The 15,352-nt window shown below is 59.0% G+C and carries 13 protein-coding genes and 1 pseudogene; 13 read left to right on the top strand and 1 reads right to left on the bottom strand.

Annotated elements, in window-relative coordinates; genetic code table 11:
• Positions 1 to 43: 43 nt before the first annotated feature.
• The 13 genes and pseudogenes from ybeY (at position 44) to ABQ278_RS00680 (ending at position 14,906) form a co-directional block, all read left to right on the top strand.
• Positions 44 to 520, top strand: coding sequence for an rRNA maturation RNase YbeY (ybeY, locus tag ABQ278_RS00740; protein ID WP_018080682.1), 477 nt, complete (start codon positions 44 to 46; stop codon positions 518 to 520).
• Positions 521 to 684: 164 nt separating this feature from the next.
• A complete protein-coding gene (locus ABQ278_RS00735; protein ID WP_349320759.1) occupies positions 685 to 1,419 on the top strand; it encodes a hemolysin family protein in 735 nt (244 codons plus the stop codon).
• Entirely contained in the window at positions 1,412 to 3,082 is a 1,671-nt protein-coding gene (lnt, locus tag ABQ278_RS00730; protein ID WP_349320758.1) for an apolipoprotein N-acyltransferase, read from the top strand. Before ABQ278_RS00735 ends, lnt begins: the two co-directional genes overlap by 8 nt.
• Before the next feature lie 87 nt (positions 3,083 to 3,169).
• Positions 3,170 to 3,589, top strand: coding sequence for a helix-turn-helix domain-containing protein (locus tag ABQ278_RS00725; protein WP_018080679.1), 420 nt, complete (start codon positions 3,170 to 3,172; stop codon positions 3,587 to 3,589).
• Positions 3,590 to 3,795: 206 nt separating this feature from the next.
• The gene (metK, locus tag ABQ278_RS00720; RefSeq protein WP_349320757.1) at positions 3,796 to 4,968 is read left to right on the top strand and encodes a methionine adenosyltransferase; all 1,173 of its coding nucleotides are present in this window, start codon (positions 3,796 to 3,798) and stop codon (positions 4,966 to 4,968) included.
• An 82-nt stretch (positions 4,969 to 5,050) separates the two neighbouring features.
• Entirely contained in the window at positions 5,051 to 5,740 is a 690-nt protein-coding gene (trmB, locus tag ABQ278_RS00715) for a tRNA (guanosine(46)-N7)-methyltransferase TrmB (protein ID WP_349320756.1), read from the top strand.
• 99 nt (positions 5,741 to 5,839) lie between these two features.
• Positions 5,840 to 6,445, top strand: coding sequence for a hypothetical protein (locus tag ABQ278_RS00710; RefSeq protein WP_349320755.1), 606 nt, complete (start codon positions 5,840 to 5,842; stop codon positions 6,443 to 6,445).
• 136 nt (positions 6,446 to 6,581) lie between these two features.
• Positions 6,582 to 7,199 carry a ribosome maturation factor RimP gene (gene rimP / locus ABQ278_RS00705; protein ID WP_349320754.1) on the top strand — a complete coding sequence of 206 codons (618 nt, stop codon included), beginning with the start codon at positions 6,582 to 6,584 and terminating at the stop codon, positions 7,197 to 7,199.
• A gap of 86 nt (positions 7,200 to 7,285) precedes the next feature.
• Positions 7,286 to 8,984 (top strand): annotated as a pseudogene (gene nusA / locus ABQ278_RS00700) (transcription termination factor NusA).
• On the top strand, positions 8,959 to 9,684 hold the full coding sequence (locus ABQ278_RS00695) for an RNA-binding protein (protein WP_349320753.1): 726 nt from the start codon (positions 8,959 to 8,961) through the stop codon (positions 9,682 to 9,684). The pseudogene nusA and the gene ABQ278_RS00695 overlap by 26 nt, the downstream one beginning before the upstream one ends.
• A gap of 186 nt (positions 9,685 to 9,870) precedes the next feature.
• Positions 9,871 to 12,981 carry a translation initiation factor IF-2 gene (infB, locus tag ABQ278_RS00690; protein ID WP_349320752.1) on the top strand — a complete coding sequence of 1,037 codons (3,111 nt, stop codon included), beginning with the start codon at positions 9,871 to 9,873 and terminating at the stop codon, positions 12,979 to 12,981.
• Positions 12,982 to 13,129: 148 nt separating this feature from the next.
• The gene (gene purU / locus ABQ278_RS00685; protein ID WP_349320751.1) at positions 13,130 to 14,008 is read left to right on the top strand and encodes a formyltetrahydrofolate deformylase; all 879 of its coding nucleotides are present in this window, start codon (positions 13,130 to 13,132) and stop codon (positions 14,006 to 14,008) included.
• Between the two features lie 274 nt (positions 14,009 to 14,282).
• Positions 14,283 to 14,906 (top strand): hypothetical protein, encoded by a 624-nt coding sequence (locus ABQ278_RS00680; protein WP_349320750.1) that lies wholly within the window; start codon positions 14,283 to 14,285, stop codon positions 14,904 to 14,906.
• 102 nt (positions 14,907 to 15,008) lie between these two features.
• Here the strand turns inward: ABQ278_RS00680 and trxA are convergent, their stop codons facing one another.
• Positions 15,009 to 15,335 carry a thioredoxin gene (gene trxA / locus ABQ278_RS00675; RefSeq protein ID WP_349320749.1) on the bottom strand — a complete coding sequence of 109 codons (327 nt, stop codon included), beginning with the start codon at positions 15,333 to 15,335 and terminating at the stop codon, positions 15,009 to 15,011.
• Positions 15,336 to 15,352 lie beyond the last annotated feature (17 nt).

Below are 15,352 nucleotides of genomic sequence, written 5' to 3'. Positions count from 1 at the left end.
CTCGAGGAGCATCGAACGCAGTGAGATTGGCGTGAGCGAAAAAATGGAACCTTTGATAGACATTGAGATCGAGGAAGACGGCTGGCTGGACGTCTTGCCGGATGCCCAGATCGTCGTCGAAACCGGTATTCAGGCCGTCTTCAAGGCGATCGAATTCAATGATCAGGTCGATATCGTTGTGCTGTTGTGCGACGACAAGGAGATGAAGGCGCTCAACAAGGAATACCGCCAGAAGGACGCGCCAACCAATGTGCTGAGCTTCCCGGCGCCGAAGATGCCGGGCATTGCCCACCTCGGTGACATGGCGCTAGGCCTTGAAACCTGCGTCCGGGAGGCCAAAGAACAACAAAAGACGCTGAAAAATCACGTTTTGCACCTCTCCATCCATGGCGCTTTGCATTTATTGGGCTATGATCATATGAACGATGAAGACGCGAACGAGATGGAAAACCTCGAACGTGATATACTAAAGACCCTTAACGTCGCCGATCCCTACGGACCCGATCACGCCAATGGCTGACCCAGACGAACTCGTCTAAGAAATCTCTGTTTTCACTGTTCGGCTTCAAATCGAAAGCCCAGGAAAAGGCCGAAAGCGACGCCGCCGAGCTGGACGAAAGTCCGGCCGCCACCAATCTGATCGATCATGCGCGGGCGTTTCAGTCCTTAAGCGTCGCCGACGTCATGACGCCGCGGGTCGATATCGTGGCCATCGAGCTGTCCAGCACCCTGGCTGATGTCGTGCGTATTTGCGTCGAGAGCGAACATTCGCGCCTGCCGATCTACCGCGACGGTCTCGATGATCCGGTCGGCGTGGTCCATATCAAGGATATCCTCAAGCTTTTGTCGCCGGAAACCGGCCGCGCCGCGCCGAACTGGGCCGAGCCGGTGCTGCATCGCCTGCGCCGCGAACTGCTCTATGTGCCATCGTCCATGACCACCTCGGATCTGTTGCTGCGGATGCAGGCCCAGCGTATCCACATGGCGCTGGTGATCGATGAATTCGGCGGCACCGATGGCCTGGTGACACTGGAAGACCTGATCGAGGCTGTGGTCGGCAATATCGACGACGAGTATGATGAGGCCGGCGATGAGGAAATGCGCGAACTCAACAATGGCCAGTATGAGATCGATGGCCGCGTCGAACTGGTGACGCTGGAAGAAAAGCTCGGCCTGTCGCTCTACCCGGAAGATACCGAGGAAGAAATCGACACGCTCGCCGGTCTGGTGACCGTGCTGGCCGGCCGCGTGCCGCAGCGTGGCGAGGTGGTGCCCTATCCGGCCGCCGGTTTCGATATCGAGGTCCTCGATGCCGATGCCCGCCGAATCAAGCGCTTGCGTCTGCACCGCCGTTCGCCCGATCAGGCGGATCGCGAGACAACGGATGTCCGGCCTGCCGCTAAAACGACCCATGCCTAAGATATCGGCGGTCCTGCAACATCCCCATATCGTCCGCCTGATGCGCCTGATCCAGGGTCTGAGTCACCGTCCGCGTGCGATGGCAGCCTTGTCCGGGCTGTTCGCCGCGCTGGCGCAACCGCCTTTCGGCTTGTTGCCCGGCCTGCTTGGCTACGGTCTTTTGCTCTATGCGCTGGAGCGTGATCTGGGCCTCAAGCCAAAGCGCACCGCCTTTTTCATGGGTTGGCTGGCCGGCTTTTGTTATTTCCTCGTCTCGTGTTTCTGGGTGGCGGAGGCCTTTCTGGTCGATGCCAAGACCTATGGCTGGATGGCGCCCTTCGCGGCCACCTTGCTGCCTTCGGGCATTGCCCTGTTCTGGGGCGCTTTCGCTGTGCTCTATACTTGGCTGAGGCCGAAGAACTGGACGCGCTTTCTGTTCTTCGCGTCGCTGTTTTCGCTGTTCGAGATCACGCGCGGCACGGTACTTTCGGGCTTTCCGTGGAATCCGGCGGGATCAAGCTGGAAAGCCGGCAGCGCCATGTCGCAGATGGCGGCCTATATCGGAGTTTATGGTCTTGGCTTCGTCACGGTGCTTGCCTTTTCCGCCGTCGGTATTGTGCGGCGCGGACGCGGTGTGGCCGGGTATGCCCCAGCTATTTTCGGCGGGCTCGTCCTGATCGGCTGCTTTGCGGTGGGCGAGACGCGTCTGCTGACGACGAAGATCAGCGATACCGGCTATGCCATCCGCTTTGTGCAGCCGGCCTTCAGCCAGGAAGCCAAGTGGACGCGCTCAAACTTTGCAGATCTGTTCGAGACCTATGTCCGCATGAGCAAGGCGAAGCCGTTGCCCGGTCATCGCGTGCCGGACCTGATCATCTGGCCTGAAGGTGCGCTGCCGGTGATGTGGGAAACCTTGACTGACCCGGACAACTGGATGCTGCCCTATATGACCAGCCTTCTGGCCGACAAGCAGTCACTCATGATCGGCACCAGCCGGCAGGAGCTGGATACCACCGGCCATCTCGTTTATCGTAATTCTATGCTGGTCCTGCGCAGTGAAAATGACCAAACGCGCGTGACCGGCGCTTATAACAAGTTCAAGCTGGTGCCGTTTGGTGAGTTCACACCCTATCAGGATATCGCCAACAAGATCGGCATATCGGCCCTGACACATTTTGACGAAAGCTTTACGCCGGGCGAGCGCACGAAGCCTCAGAGCTTTCCATATATTCCGCGTGTTTTGCCGCTGATTTGCTATGAGGGCATTTTCCCCAGCCTCGACCTGACCCGCTACAAAACTCAGGACACAATGCGGCCCAAATGGATCGTTAACATTTCCAACGATGCCTGGTTCGGACCCACAACAGGACCCGTTCAACATCTCAATCTCGCCAGTTTTCGCGCCCTTGAAGAGGGTTTACCCATGGTAAGATCAACGCCTACGGGTATTTCCGTTGTTATTGATCCGCTTGGACGCCCTGTTTCAGGTACTGACTTGGGTCTGGGCAAGGCTGGATACATGGATGTAACTTTACCGGGTGTGGTAACCACTACCCACTTCGCTCAGGAGCGTAACCTGATTGTTATATTCATATCGCTTTTTTGCTTGATTGTTTTGTTAGTGGACAAGGCTGTTCTGCGAAAAAAGGGACGATTTCAGCCCAATGGTCACAGAAAAGTGTAGCGGGCGATGAACAGTTTCGCTATGCGAGATCGTATAATATTAAGTTGGCCCTTAACGGCCGCTCGTTGAAAAAAGTAAGAGGCGAAGTTGGACGATATTATTAAGGCGGAGCGCGGCCCCAATCCGGTCGATTTGCATGTGGGTGCCCGTGTCAGAATGCGCCGCAAGTTCCTGGGCATGTCCCAGGAAGGTTTGGCTGAAACGATCGAACTGACGTTCCAGCAGGTTCAGAAGTATGAGCGGGGTTCCAACCGTATCAGCGCCTCCAAGCTTTATGAAATCTCCCGCGCCCTCAAGGCGCCGGTGGCCTATTTCTTTGAAGGTTATGGTGAAAACGAAGCTGTTGAGGGTTTTTCGGAATCCGAGTCCGAGCAGTTCGTCCACGGTTTCCTGATGACCACTGAGGGCATCGAACTGGCAGAAGCCTTCCCGCGCATCAAGAACGCCAAGCATCGCCGCCGCATTCTTGAACTGGTGCGCGCGCTCGCCGAAGACGACGACGCTTAAAACGGATCTGACCTGTTGGTTTTATACCAAAGCCCCGCTTTTTCGAAGGTGGGGCTTTTTGCTGCTCTGCATTCCCCCTTTAAGAGAATTTTGGCAGGGTGCGTGGGTCTTAATAAGATATGGGGAACTTTAAGGTTATAATTTTCTTGATCATATAAACATATCTTTATATGCTTATGCTAAATTGTTTAGGAAGTTCACGCCCCATGCGCTCAAACTACATCTTCACCAGCGAAAGCGTCTCCGAAGGCCATCCTGATAAGGTGGCTGATCGTATTTCTGACGTCGTGGTCGATGCCTTTCTCGCCCGTGACCCTGAAGCGCGCGTGGCCTGTGAAACCCTGGTGACGACCAATCGCATCGTTCTGGCCGGCGAAGTCCGCGCTGGTGATGACCAGATCCAGGAAATCATCGCGGGTCTGGAAGACAAGGTGCGTCATGCCGTCAAGGATATCGGCTACGCCCAAAAGGGTTTCCACTGGGCCATGGCCGATTACGCCTGCCACCTGCACGCCCAGTCGGCTGATATCGCGCAGGGCGTCGATTCCAGCGCTAACAAGGACGAAGGTGCCGGCGATCAGGGCATCATGTTCGGTTACGCCACCGATGAAACGGCGGAACTGACCTCGGCGCCGCTGCAATGGTCGCACAACATCCTCAAGCGCCTGGCCACCGCCCGTCACGCCGGCGAAACCGCGCTGGAGCCGGATGCCAAGAGCCAGGTCACCGTCCAGTATGAAAATGGCAAGCCGTCGCGCATTCTCAAGATCCTGGTATCGCACCAGCATAAGGATGGCCTGACGCCCTCGGACATCGAAGCCATTATCAAACCCTACGCCCTCGAAGTCCTGCCCGCCGGCATGGTGACCGACGAGACCGAGTGGCTGGTCAACCCGACCGGCAATTTCGTCATCGGCGGCCCGGACGGCGATGCCGGCCTGACCGGCCGTAAGATCATCGTCGACACCTACGGTGGTGCGGCCCCGCATGGCGGCGGCGCTTTCTCCGGCAAGGACCCGACCAAGGTCGATCGTTCGGCCGCCTATGCCCTGCGCTATCTGGCGAAGAATGTCGTGGCCGCCGGTCTGGCGAAGAAGTGCACGCTTCAGGTCTCCTACGCCATCGGCGTGTCGCATCCCCTGTCCTTCTATGTCGACACCCACGGCACCGGCCAGGTCGATGAAGAAAAGCTCGAACTCATCCTGCCGCAACTGATTGGCGGCCTGACGCCGAAGTCGATCCGCACGCATCTGGGTCTCAACAAGCCGATCTATGAACGCACTGCGGCCTATGGTCACTTTGGCCGCACGCCCGATGCCGAGGGTGGTTTCTCCTGGGAGAACACCGATCTGATCGAGGCCCTGAAGGCTGAATTCTAGGCAAACACCTAATTCGCTTTGGCAAATAGAACCGAGGGGGTTATACGGCGCGTATAATCCCCTCTTTTACGTTTTGAGTTTCATGTCCGAAGACACCACCACGCCGCTGACCGAATGGGGCCCTATGCGCTCGTTCGGCCGGATCAAGTCGCGCAAGCTCAAGCCCTTGCAGGCCACTTTGTTTGATACCCTGCTTCCGGAGATTGAGGCCACGGATGAGCGTGTGGCCGCGGCCTTGGCATCTGGCCGTGACATCTGGCTGGAAATCGGCTTCGGCGGCGGCGAACATCTGGCGGCGCAGGCTTTGAAGCACCCTGACGTGACCTTCATCGGCTGTGAGCCCTTTCTGAATGGCGTCGGTTCGGTTCTGCGCCATATCGAGGACGATGGTCTGAAAAACGTGCTCATTCTGGCCGGCGATGCACGGCCCTTGCTCGACAAGTTGCCGGATTCTGCCCTGAGCCGTATCTTTATCTTGTTCGCCGACCCGTGGCCGAAGGCGCGCCATAACAAACGCCGCTTTATCCAGCCGGAGACCATTGCCGCCTTTGCGCGCGCCCTGAAACCCGGTGGTTCGGTACGGTTCGCCACCGATTGGGCCGATTACGCGGACTGGGCGCTGGAACGCTTTCTGGCAAATCCCGATCTCGACTGGCGTGCCGGTTCGCCGGCTGATTGGAACAATCCGCCCGCCGACCACGTCACCACGCGCTATGAGGTCAAGAAACTGGGCGATTGCGCGCCGGTCTTCCTCGACTTCTACCGCTGTTAAGATAAACTGACATCGCCTTTTCACAACTCCATGATGTAGGCCCTAGCCAAGCCGCAAAAAGTAAGACATCGTTAACCCTGTTCATGTGGGGGATGACGTATGGAGCGGTTGCACAAGGTTTCGGCGGGTTTTGTCTTCGCCTTTCTATGCCTGCACTTCGCCAATCATTTTGTGGGTTTGCTGGGTATCGACGCGCACCAACAATTTATCGAGGCGGCGCGTCTGGTTTACCGTCACCCGGTGGTGGAAATGGCGGTGCTGCTGGCCTTCTTCGTGCAGATCCTGACCGGCATCCCGCTGATCATTGAAATCTGGACCAAAAAGAAGGATTTTATCCATCAGCTTCAGGCGGCGTCAGGCCTGATCATGGTTGTCTTTCTTTTGGGCCACGTCGGCTGGATCGCGGCGGCGCGTCTCATTTTCAATCTCGACACCAATTTCATTTTAGCTGCCGCCGGTTTCAGCCCGCCCTATACCTATGCCGCCTATGGTTTCTATGGCGCCGGCGTATTCTCGCTGTTCGTCCATATGGGCTGCATTCTCTATGATATCTTCAAGAAGACCAACAAGCCCATTGGCTGGGCCTTCCTGATCGTCACTGTCGGTATCGGCGGCTACGTGACCTACCTGCTTTTGATGATGTATTCCGGTCATCTCTATCCGGTGGTCATACCCGAAGATTACCAGCACCTGCGGCCGCTTTGAGGGCGCTCATGAAATTCCGCTTGGCAAACGGGAATGGCGGGCCTATATAGCCTACCAACATGTCCGATTGCCGAAAGGCGACGGCGGCGGCCATCAGAGCCTGCCGCCTTTTTTATTGCTTAAAGAAGTCAAACGAGTGCGCGCCAAAACCACTGAAGAACGCAAATTGCTTGAGGTATTCGATCCGCTCGCTGAAGAGATGGAACTCGATATCGTCCGCGTGCGCCTGCAAGGCTCACGTGATCCCGGCGGTTCGCGCTTCCTGCAGATCATGGCCGAGCGCAAGAGCGACGGCGATATCAATGTGACGCAGTGCGCCCGCCTGTCGCGCGCCATCTCCGCCTATATTGATGAAGCCGATCCCATTCCCGGTGAGTTCACGCTTGAGGTGTCGTCGCCCGGTATCGACCGTCCGCTGACCCGCCTGAAGGATTTCGAGACCTATGAAGGTCTTGAGGCCCGCATTGAACTCGACCGTCTCGCCGAGGGTCGTAAGCGTTTCCGTGGCATTCTGGCCGGCATCGAGGATGATCATATCGCCATCGACCTGGAAGGTGAGGCCGAAACCGCCCTCATGCCGTTCGACTGGGTGGTTGAGGCCAAGCTGATCCTCAATGACGAACTTCTGAAACGCGGCGCCGAGGCTAAAGCGGCGCGCGGTGAAGAAGATGATCTGGAAGACGAAGACTTTGATGACGACGACTTCGAGGATGAAGACGACCTCGAAGACGACGCTGCGAATGAAAATGACTAAGCTCATTTTCTTCGCAATTTAAACTGTATTGCCGATTTGATCTTCGACCAAATCGGTGGGCCAACGACGATAAATAAGGAACTCACATGAGCTTCACCGGTATCAGCGCCAACCGTCAGGAACTGCTGCAAATTGCAGAGGCTGTCGCGCGCGAAAAATCGATCGACAAGTCCGTGGTCATCGCCTCCATTGAGGAAGCGATCCAGAAGGCCGCCCGTTCGCGTTACGGCGCCGACCATGACATCCGCGTTTTCATCGATCCGAAGTCCGGTGAAATGACCATCACCCGCCACGTCACCGTGGTGCCGGATGAGGAACTGGAAAACGAATACGCCCAGAAGTCGCTGACCGAAGCGCTCAAGGACGACAAGGAAGCCTTCGCCGGCAAGGAGTATTCCGAAATCCTGCCGCCGTTCGAGCTGGGCCGCGTCCAGACCCAGATGGCCCGCCAGGTCGTCACTCATAAGGTGCGTGAAGCTGAGCGTGAGCATCAGTACGAAGAATTCAAGGACCGCGTCGGCGATATCGTCAACGGCACCGTCCGTCGCGTCGAATACGGCAACGTCATTGTCGATCTCGGCAAGGGCGAAGGCATTATGCGCCGCGATCAGTCGATCCCGCGCGAAGCCTTCCAGGTCAATGACCGCATCCGCGCCTATATCTATGACGTGCGCCGCGAAACCAAGGGCCCGCAGATCATGCTCTCCAGAGCGCACGGCGGCTTCATGGCCAAGCTGTTCGCGCAGGAAGTGCCGGAAATCTATGACGGCGTGATCGAAATCAAGTCGGTGTCCCGCGATCCGGGTTCGCGCGCCAAGATGGCCGTGCTGTCGAATGACAACTCAATCGATCCGGTCGGCGCCTGCGTCGGTATGCGTGGTTCGCGCGTTCAGGCCGTCGTCGCTGAACTGCAGAACGAAAAGATCGACATCATCCAGTGGTCGCCCGATGAAGCCACCTTCATCGTCAACGCCCTGGCCCCGGCCGAAGTGTCGAAGGTCGTGCTCGACGAAGAAGAAGACCGCGTTGAAGTGGTTGTGCCTGACGAACAACTGTCGCTGGCCATTGGCCGTCGCGGTCAGAACGTTCGCCTTGCCTCGCAACTGACCGGCTGGCAGGTCGATATCATCACCGAGTTCGCAAGACTCCGAGCGCCGCCAGAAGGAATTCGCCGAACGCACCGCCCTGTTCCAGGAAGCGCTTGATGTCGACGAAGTCATCGCGCAACTGCTGGTCACCGAAGGCTTCACCTCGATCGAGGACCTGGCCTTTGTCGATGAAAACGAAATCGCCGTCATCGAAGGCTTCGATGAAGACACTGCGTCCGAACTGCAGGCCCGCGCCCGTGACTTCCTGGAGCGCGAAACCGCTGAACAGGACGCCAAGCGCAAGGAACTGGGCGTCGAGGACGGCGTGCTCGATATCCAGGGCGTGACCATGCCGATCGCCGTGGCGCTCGGCGTCGCCGGCGTCAAGACGATCGAAGACCTCGCCGATCTGGCGACCGACGAAATTCGTGGCGGCTTCGAGCAAAAGGGCGGCGAGCGCGTGCGCGTCCCCGGCGCGCTGGAATCCTTCAACCTGTCGGTGCCGGACGCTGAAAACCTGATCCTCAACGCCCGTATCGCGGCCGGCTGGATCGAAGCTCCGGTCGTGGAAGAGGTTGAAGAAGCCTACGAAGAGGGCGATCTCGCAGCCGACGCCGATGCTGAACTAGCCGATCTTGAAGTGGCCAATGAAGTGGAAGGGGGCGAAGCTGATGCAGACGCCACCACCGAACAATGAGTTCGCGCCACTAACCCACATCGACCCCGATACCGGCTCCGCCTCTGATCAAGAGGCGGAGGACGCGGTCCTGTGCGAAGACGCCAAGGGCCGCATCCTGCAACGCCGCGATATCGCCACCGGCAAGACTGTCACCACCGATGGCCTGTTGCGCTTTGTCGTGTCACCGGAAGGCCTGCTCACGCCGGATGTCGCCCACAAGCTGCCAGGACGCGGCATGTGGATCGAATCGAGCCGCGCCGCCCTTGAAATCGCGTTGAAAAAGAACATATTCAGCCGTGCGGCCAAGCGTCAGGTGAAGGCCGACCCCAAAACCATACCTTTGGTCCACGATCTGTTACGCCGCCGCTGCCTTGATCTTCTCGGTCTGGCGCGCCGTGAAGGCGGGATCGTCAATGGCTTTGAAAAGGCCCTCGCCACCGTCAAGTCGGGCAAGGCGGGCTGGATCATCGAAGCTTCGGACGGTTCGGAAGATGGCCGTAAGCGTATTTTATACGCCGGCAGCCAGCAAACCCCCTCGCCAAACGTTTGCGGAAGCTTTAGTAACGCCGAATTAAGTTTGGCTTTAGGCACAGAAAATGCCATACACGTCGCACTCCTGTCGGGGCGGCGCGTGCAGCGTTGGTCTTTAGAGATGAAAAGACTGTCGGGATTTGAGCCCCTGGTGCCGCAAGGCTGGGGCCGGAGACCGGAGCCATAGGCGCTTTTTTAGCGCACGACGACGAGTGTTAGTTCCTCTGCCTTGACTGTTACGGCCACGGTGACGATCTCCGCTCGATAGGGTTGCGACGGCTGACGCCTTTGTCAGACGTTACAACCCTGATATATTTTTGAAACAGAAGTCCGGTACTTTGGCCGGATTTCATAAGGGTTAGTAAGCAGCCGGATGAGCGACGACGATAAGAATAACGACCAGCCACGCGAGCGCGCACCGCTCACGCTGAAGCCGCGCGTAGGCGGCAATGTTTCGACGGGCACCGTCAAGCAAAGCTTCAGCCATGGCCGCTCCAAGACGGTGGTGGTGGAAACCAAGCGCCGCATCAGCGCGCCTGCTCCCGGCAGTCAGCCCCAGCACGTCCGTCCGTCCGCGCCGGAGGTAAACCGTCCGCAACAGACCCAGGCGCCGCGCCCGGCCCAGTCGTCGCAACGTCCGCAAGGCGGCAATGCCGGCGGTCTGCGTCAGGAAGAACAGGACGCCCGTCAGCGCGCCCTGCAGGCCGCGCTAGCCGAACAGGAACGCAAGGCCGCCGAGGCCCGCGCTGCTGCTGCACGTGCCGCTGCGGCCGCCGCCGCTGCCGCGCAAGCCGCACCGGCCCCGACGCCAACGCCTGCCTCAACCATTGTGCCGCAAGCGCCGCAACCCACGACGGCTGCTCCCGCTGAGGCACGTGTCGAAGCCGCGCCTGCACCGGCTGTGACGCCTTCGGCGCCGCAACCCGCCGCGCCTGCGCCCAAGCCGGCCGCACCGGCACAACCCGCCTTCCGCAACGAGCGCGCCCCGCGCTTCGAAGCACGCCCGGGCGGTGATCGTCCGCAAGGCGATCGCCCTCAGGGTGACCGTCCGCAGGGTGGTTATCAGGGCCAGCGCAGCGATGCGCGCCCAAGTGGCGAACGCACGCCTTATCCGTCGCGTGATCCGAACACCTCGCGTCCGCCTTACCCACCCCGTGATGGCCAGCGCAGCGATGCGCCCCGCGGTGATCGTCCGCAAGGCGATCGTCCGTTCACCCCGCGCGACCCGAACGCCCCGCGTCCGCCGCGCGATCCGAACCGTCCGTTCACCCCGCGTGATCCGAACGCCCCGCGCCCGCCGCGCGATCCGAATGCGCCCCCGCGCGCCGATCGTGGCGAAACCGTGCGTTACAACGTCAACTCGCCGCGTCCGCCGCGTCCGGGCCAGGGCGTTTCCGCCAATGCGCCTTCGGCGCCCGAAGTCGACCGTATCCGCTCGACCCGCGGCGCCACCGGTGCTGTCAATAAGACGCCCGAGCAACGCAAGGCCATCGATGACGAGGAAATCGCACGCGGCAAGCGTGGCGGCAAGGGTGGCGCAGCCGCCAAGGCCGTGTCGCAGACCCGTGGCGAACCCAAGCGCCGCGAAGGCCGCCTGACCCTGCAAGCCGTTGTCGGTGACGACGAGGGTAGCGCCGACCGCATGCGCTCGCTGGCTTCGGTCCGCCGCGCCCGTGAACGTGAGCGTGAAAAGCGCAAGGGCAACACGACCGAGCAGGCCCGCACGGCCCGTGAAGTCATTATCCCTGACATAATCACCGTGCAGGAACTGTCCAACCGGATGGCTGTGCGCGCTGTCGATATCATCAAGTTCCTGATGCGTCAGGGCATGATGCTGAAGATCAACGACGTGATCGACACCGATACCGCCGAACTGGTGGCATCGGAATTCGGTCACACCGTCAAGCGCGTGTCGGAATCCGACGTTCTGGAAGGCTTCATCGACGCCGAAGACCACTCGGACGACACAGTGTCGCGTCCGCCGGTCGTGGCCGTCATGGGTCACGTCGACCACGGCAAGACGTCCTTGCTTGACGCCCTGCGTTCGGCGGATGTGGCGTCCGGCGAAGCCGGCGGCATCACCCAGCACATCGGCGCCTATCAGGTTCGCCTGCCGGCCGGTGAGAAGGTGACCTTCCTCGATACGCCGGGTCACGCCGCCTTCTCGGCCATGCGTGCCCGTGGCGCCAACGTGACGGACATCGTCGTGCTGGTGGTGGCGGCGGATGACGGCGTCATGCCGCAGACGATCGAAGCCATCAACCACGCCCGTTCGGCTCATACGCCGATCATCGTGGCCATCAACAAGATGGACAAGCCGGGCGCCAAGCCTGAGCGCATCATCAACGAGCTGCTGCAACACGAAATCGTCGTGGAATCGCTCGGCGGCGACACGCAGGTGGTTGAGGTTTCGGCCAAGACCCGCGTCGGTCTCGACAACCTGATCGAAGCCATCCTGCTGCAATCCGAAGTGCTCGATCTGCGCGCCAATCCGGACCGCACAGCCGAAGGTATCGTCATCGAAGCCAAGCTCGACAAGGGTCGTGGTCCTGTGGCCACCGTTTTGGTCAAGCGCGGCACGCTCAAGCGTGGCGACATCGTCGTCGCCGGTTCGTCGTTCGGTCGCGTCCGCGCCCTGATCAACGAGCGCAACGAGCAACTGAGCGAAGCTGGTCCTTCTGAGCCGGTGGAAATCCTCGGTCTCGACGGCGCGCCCGATCCGGGTGAAGCTTTCGCTGTGGTCGAAAACGACGCCCGCGCCCGTGAAATCACCGAGTACCGCGAACGTGTCCGCCGTGAAAAGACGCTGGCTCCGGTCGGCGCCGTTTCGCTCACCGACATGATGAGCAAGCTGGCCGACAAGAAGGTCAAGGAACTGCCGCTCATCATCAAGTCGGACGTTCAGGGTTCGGGCGAAGCCATTGTCGGCTCGCTGGATAAGCTGGGCACCGATGAAGTGCGTGCGCGCATCATTCACTCGGCCGCTGGCGCCATCACCGAATCCGACGTGCAACTGGCCAAGGGTTCCGGTTCGCCGATCATCGGCTTCAACGTCCGTGCTTCCAAGCAGGCGCGTGACCTGGCTGAGCGCGAAGGCGTCGAGATCCGCTACTACGCCATCATTTATGATCTGATCGACGACATCAAGGGCGTGCTCTCGGGCATGCTGGCGCCGATCCAGCGCGAAACCTTCCTCGGTAACGCCGAAATCCTCGAAGTCTTCGATATCTCGAAGATCGGCAAGGTGGCCGGTTGTATCGTCAAAGAAGGCAAGATGCAGAAGGGTGCGCGCATCCGGATCATCCGCGATGATGTGGTCATTCAGGAAATGGGTCTTCTGTCGACGCTCAAGCGCTTCAAGGACGAAGTCAACGAGGTGCAGGTATCGCAGGAATGCGGTATGGCCTTCAACGGCTTCCACGACCTCAAGAAGGGCGATTTCATCGAGTGCTTCACGGTCGAGGAAATCAAACGCACACTTTAATCTTCAAAAAGTCTTTGGCCCGCCTCGTGCGGGTCAAATGCTTTTGGGGCTTGAGTTCTGAAGGTTATGAGGTGTGGGGTCGGCGACCCCATGTCTTTTCTTCTGAAACCTTTGACTTTTCGCAAGCTTTATCGCCTATAACCTGCTCATGCTTGACACCACAGACTTTGACCCCGCCCATTACGTCCTGATCATCAAGTGCCCGGATACCCGCGGCATTGTGGCCGCCGTTTCCGGCTATCTGAATGACAACGAAATTTCGATTGTCGAGTTGGCGCAGTTCAACGATGCTTTAGGCGACATGTTCTATGTCCGTGTCGTCTTCAAACAGGCCGGGCCGAAGATGCCGCCGATGGCCACTCTGCACGATGGTTTCAAACCGATCGCCCACCGTTTCTCGATGGCCTGGGATATCTATAACCTGTCGAACAAGCCCCGGGTGCTGATCGCGGTATCGAAATTTGGCCACTGCCTGAATGAGCTGCTGTATCGCTGGCGCTCAGGCCTGCTGCCGGTCGATATCGTCTGTGTCATGTCCAATCATGATGACATGCGTTCTCTGGTCGAATGGAGCGGCATTCCTTATGTCTGCCTGCCGACCAAAGGCATCGATAAGGCGGCGCAGGAAGCCGAGTTCCTTAAATTAATCGAGGACTATCAGGCTGATCTGGTCGTGCTGGCGCGCTACATGCAAATTCTCTCGGACGATCTGGCGCGCAGGCTGGAAGGCCGCTGCATCAATATCCACCACTCGTTCCTGCCCAGCTTCAAGGGCGCCAAGCCGTACCATCAGGCCCATGCGCGTGGTGTGAAGATCATCGGCGCCACGGCGCACTATGTCACGTCGGATCTCGACGAAGGCCCGATTATCGAGCAGGACGTTCAGCGCGTCCACCATGGCCTGACACCCGAACAACTGGTGGCCATCGGTCAGGATATCGAAGCGCGCGTTCTGGCCCGCGCCGTCACCTGGCACGCCGAGCGCCGCGTGATTATCAACGGCTCGAAAACGGTCGTTTTTTCCTGAAGCGCCAGATTATCCACAGACGTTGTTATTCGAAACCATCTCTACCCAAGGTTAAGACTTGATTAAGGCTATTGCGCATTGCAATATTAGCTACGAATTGTTGTTGCGTAAGCCTTTCCCTTCATATCTTCAGCTTTGAAAGGCCGGACCCATGTTCGAGCTAGCGCCTGCCGTCGCGCCTCATACGCGCATAATTCCTGCCAGACGCCCTTCTAAAAAGGGGGGTGTCCCCGCCCTCGCTATCACAGCCTACGCGGAGCATAATGGCATAGGTATGGGCACGTTGAGTGATGGCTCGGGCTATCTCACGCAACGCGGATTGGCGCATTTATGTGGTGTGCAAAATGCTCATATCGGCTCGATCAGCCGCGACTGGCAGACCGACAAACCGCGCATCGTCGCCATCAGGACGCGTCTGGAACGTCTCGGACATGAACGCGAAGCCGCGCATCAGGTGCTGGTCTGGGACGGTCGGCGGCAATATAGCTACGATCCGGTGGTCTGTGAGGCCATTCTCGACTATTACGCGCTGGAGGCCGGCGATCATATCCAGGCCGAGGCGCAGACCAACCGCCTGCGTTTCAAGCGTGTCGATCTCGGGGGCTGGATCGTTGACCAGTTCAAACCGAAGCCTGAACCCGAAGCGTCGACGCCCTTGAGATTCGTGCCTCTGGCGACAAACGCGCCTGAAACCTTCGAGGCGGTTGACGCGGTTATCCTTTATATATGCGGATTATACGCCCTGTCGGTGTGGATGGCGGCAACCTACTTTGAGGGGCTCAAGCAACGGGCGATGAACGCTTCATGGAACCGTCTGGGGCTTTATCTGCCGCTCAAGGCTATGCTGGAAATTCAGGCGGAGGCCATACTCCGCGCGCAAAAAAGTCTGTCTTTTTAAGACGACCATCGGCTTTTGCGCAGGCCGATTCATCTTGCTTGCGCCGGAATAGCCAGCGCCGCAGGTGCCTGGTGACACCGGCGGCGCGGCGCTTGTCAATTATCAGGCGATCTGGTTTTCACCCAGCCATTCAAGCAACTTCGCCTTCGGCATGGCGCCGACCTTCATCGAGGTCATCTGGCCATTCTTGAACAGCATCATGGTTGGGATGCCGCGCACGCCGAAGCGCGACGGTGTCATCGGGCTATCCTCGATATTGATCTTGGCGATCTTGATCTTGTCGCCCAGGCCATCGGCCAGTTCTTCGAGGATCGGCGCGATCTGCTTACACGGGCCGCACCATTCGGCCCAGAAATCGACCAGAACAGGCGTGTCGGACTTCAGGACATCGGCTTCAAAGCTTTCGTCGGTGATCTTGTGCGTAGCCATGGATTTTAATCCTTAGG

Source organism: Asticcacaulis sp. MM231, from assembly GCF_964186625.1.
Lineage (GTDB): Bacteria > Pseudomonadota > Alphaproteobacteria > Caulobacterales > Caulobacteraceae > Asticcacaulis.
Note: the sequence above shows the minus strand (reverse complement) of the source record. Positions and strands in the feature narration are given on the sequence as shown.

What these genes read in the sequence shown, in the direction of transcription:
- infB (WP_349320752.1), top strand. Translation starts at nt 9,871, where the DNA reads ATGAGCGACGACGATAAGAATAACGACCAGCCACGCGAGCGCGCACCG.
- ABQ278_RS00735 (WP_349320759.1), top strand. Translation starts at nt 685, where the DNA reads ATGACGCCGCGGGTCGATATCGTGGCCATCGAGCTGTCCAGCACCCTG.
- ABQ278_RS00695 (WP_349320753.1), top strand. Translation starts at nt 8,959, where the DNA reads ATGCAGACGCCACCACCGAACAATGAGTTCGCGCCACTAACCCACATC.
- trxA (WP_349320749.1), bottom strand. Translation starts at nt 15,335, where the DNA reads ATGGCTACGCACAAGATCACCGACGAAAGCTTTGAAGCCGATGTCCTG.
- lnt (WP_349320758.1), top strand. Translation starts at nt 1,412, where the DNA reads ATGCCTAAGATATCGGCGGTCCTGCAACATCCCCATATCGTCCGCCTG.
- ABQ278_RS00710 (WP_349320755.1), top strand. Translation starts at nt 5,840, where the DNA reads ATGGAGCGGTTGCACAAGGTTTCGGCGGGTTTTGTCTTCGCCTTTCTA.
- purU (WP_349320751.1), top strand. Translation starts at nt 13,130, where the DNA reads ATGCTTGACACCACAGACTTTGACCCCGCCCATTACGTCCTGATCATC.
- trmB (WP_349320756.1), top strand. Translation starts at nt 5,051, where the DNA reads ATGTCCGAAGACACCACCACGCCGCTGACCGAATGGGGCCCTATGCGC.
- metK (WP_349320757.1), top strand. Translation starts at nt 3,796, where the DNA reads ATGCGCTCAAACTACATCTTCACCAGCGAAAGCGTCTCCGAAGGCCAT.
- ybeY (WP_018080682.1), top strand. Translation starts at nt 44, where the DNA reads ATGGAACCTTTGATAGACATTGAGATCGAGGAAGACGGCTGGCTGGAC.
- ABQ278_RS00680 (WP_349320750.1), top strand. Translation starts at nt 14,283, where the DNA reads ATGGGCACGTTGAGTGATGGCTCGGGCTATCTCACGCAACGCGGATTG.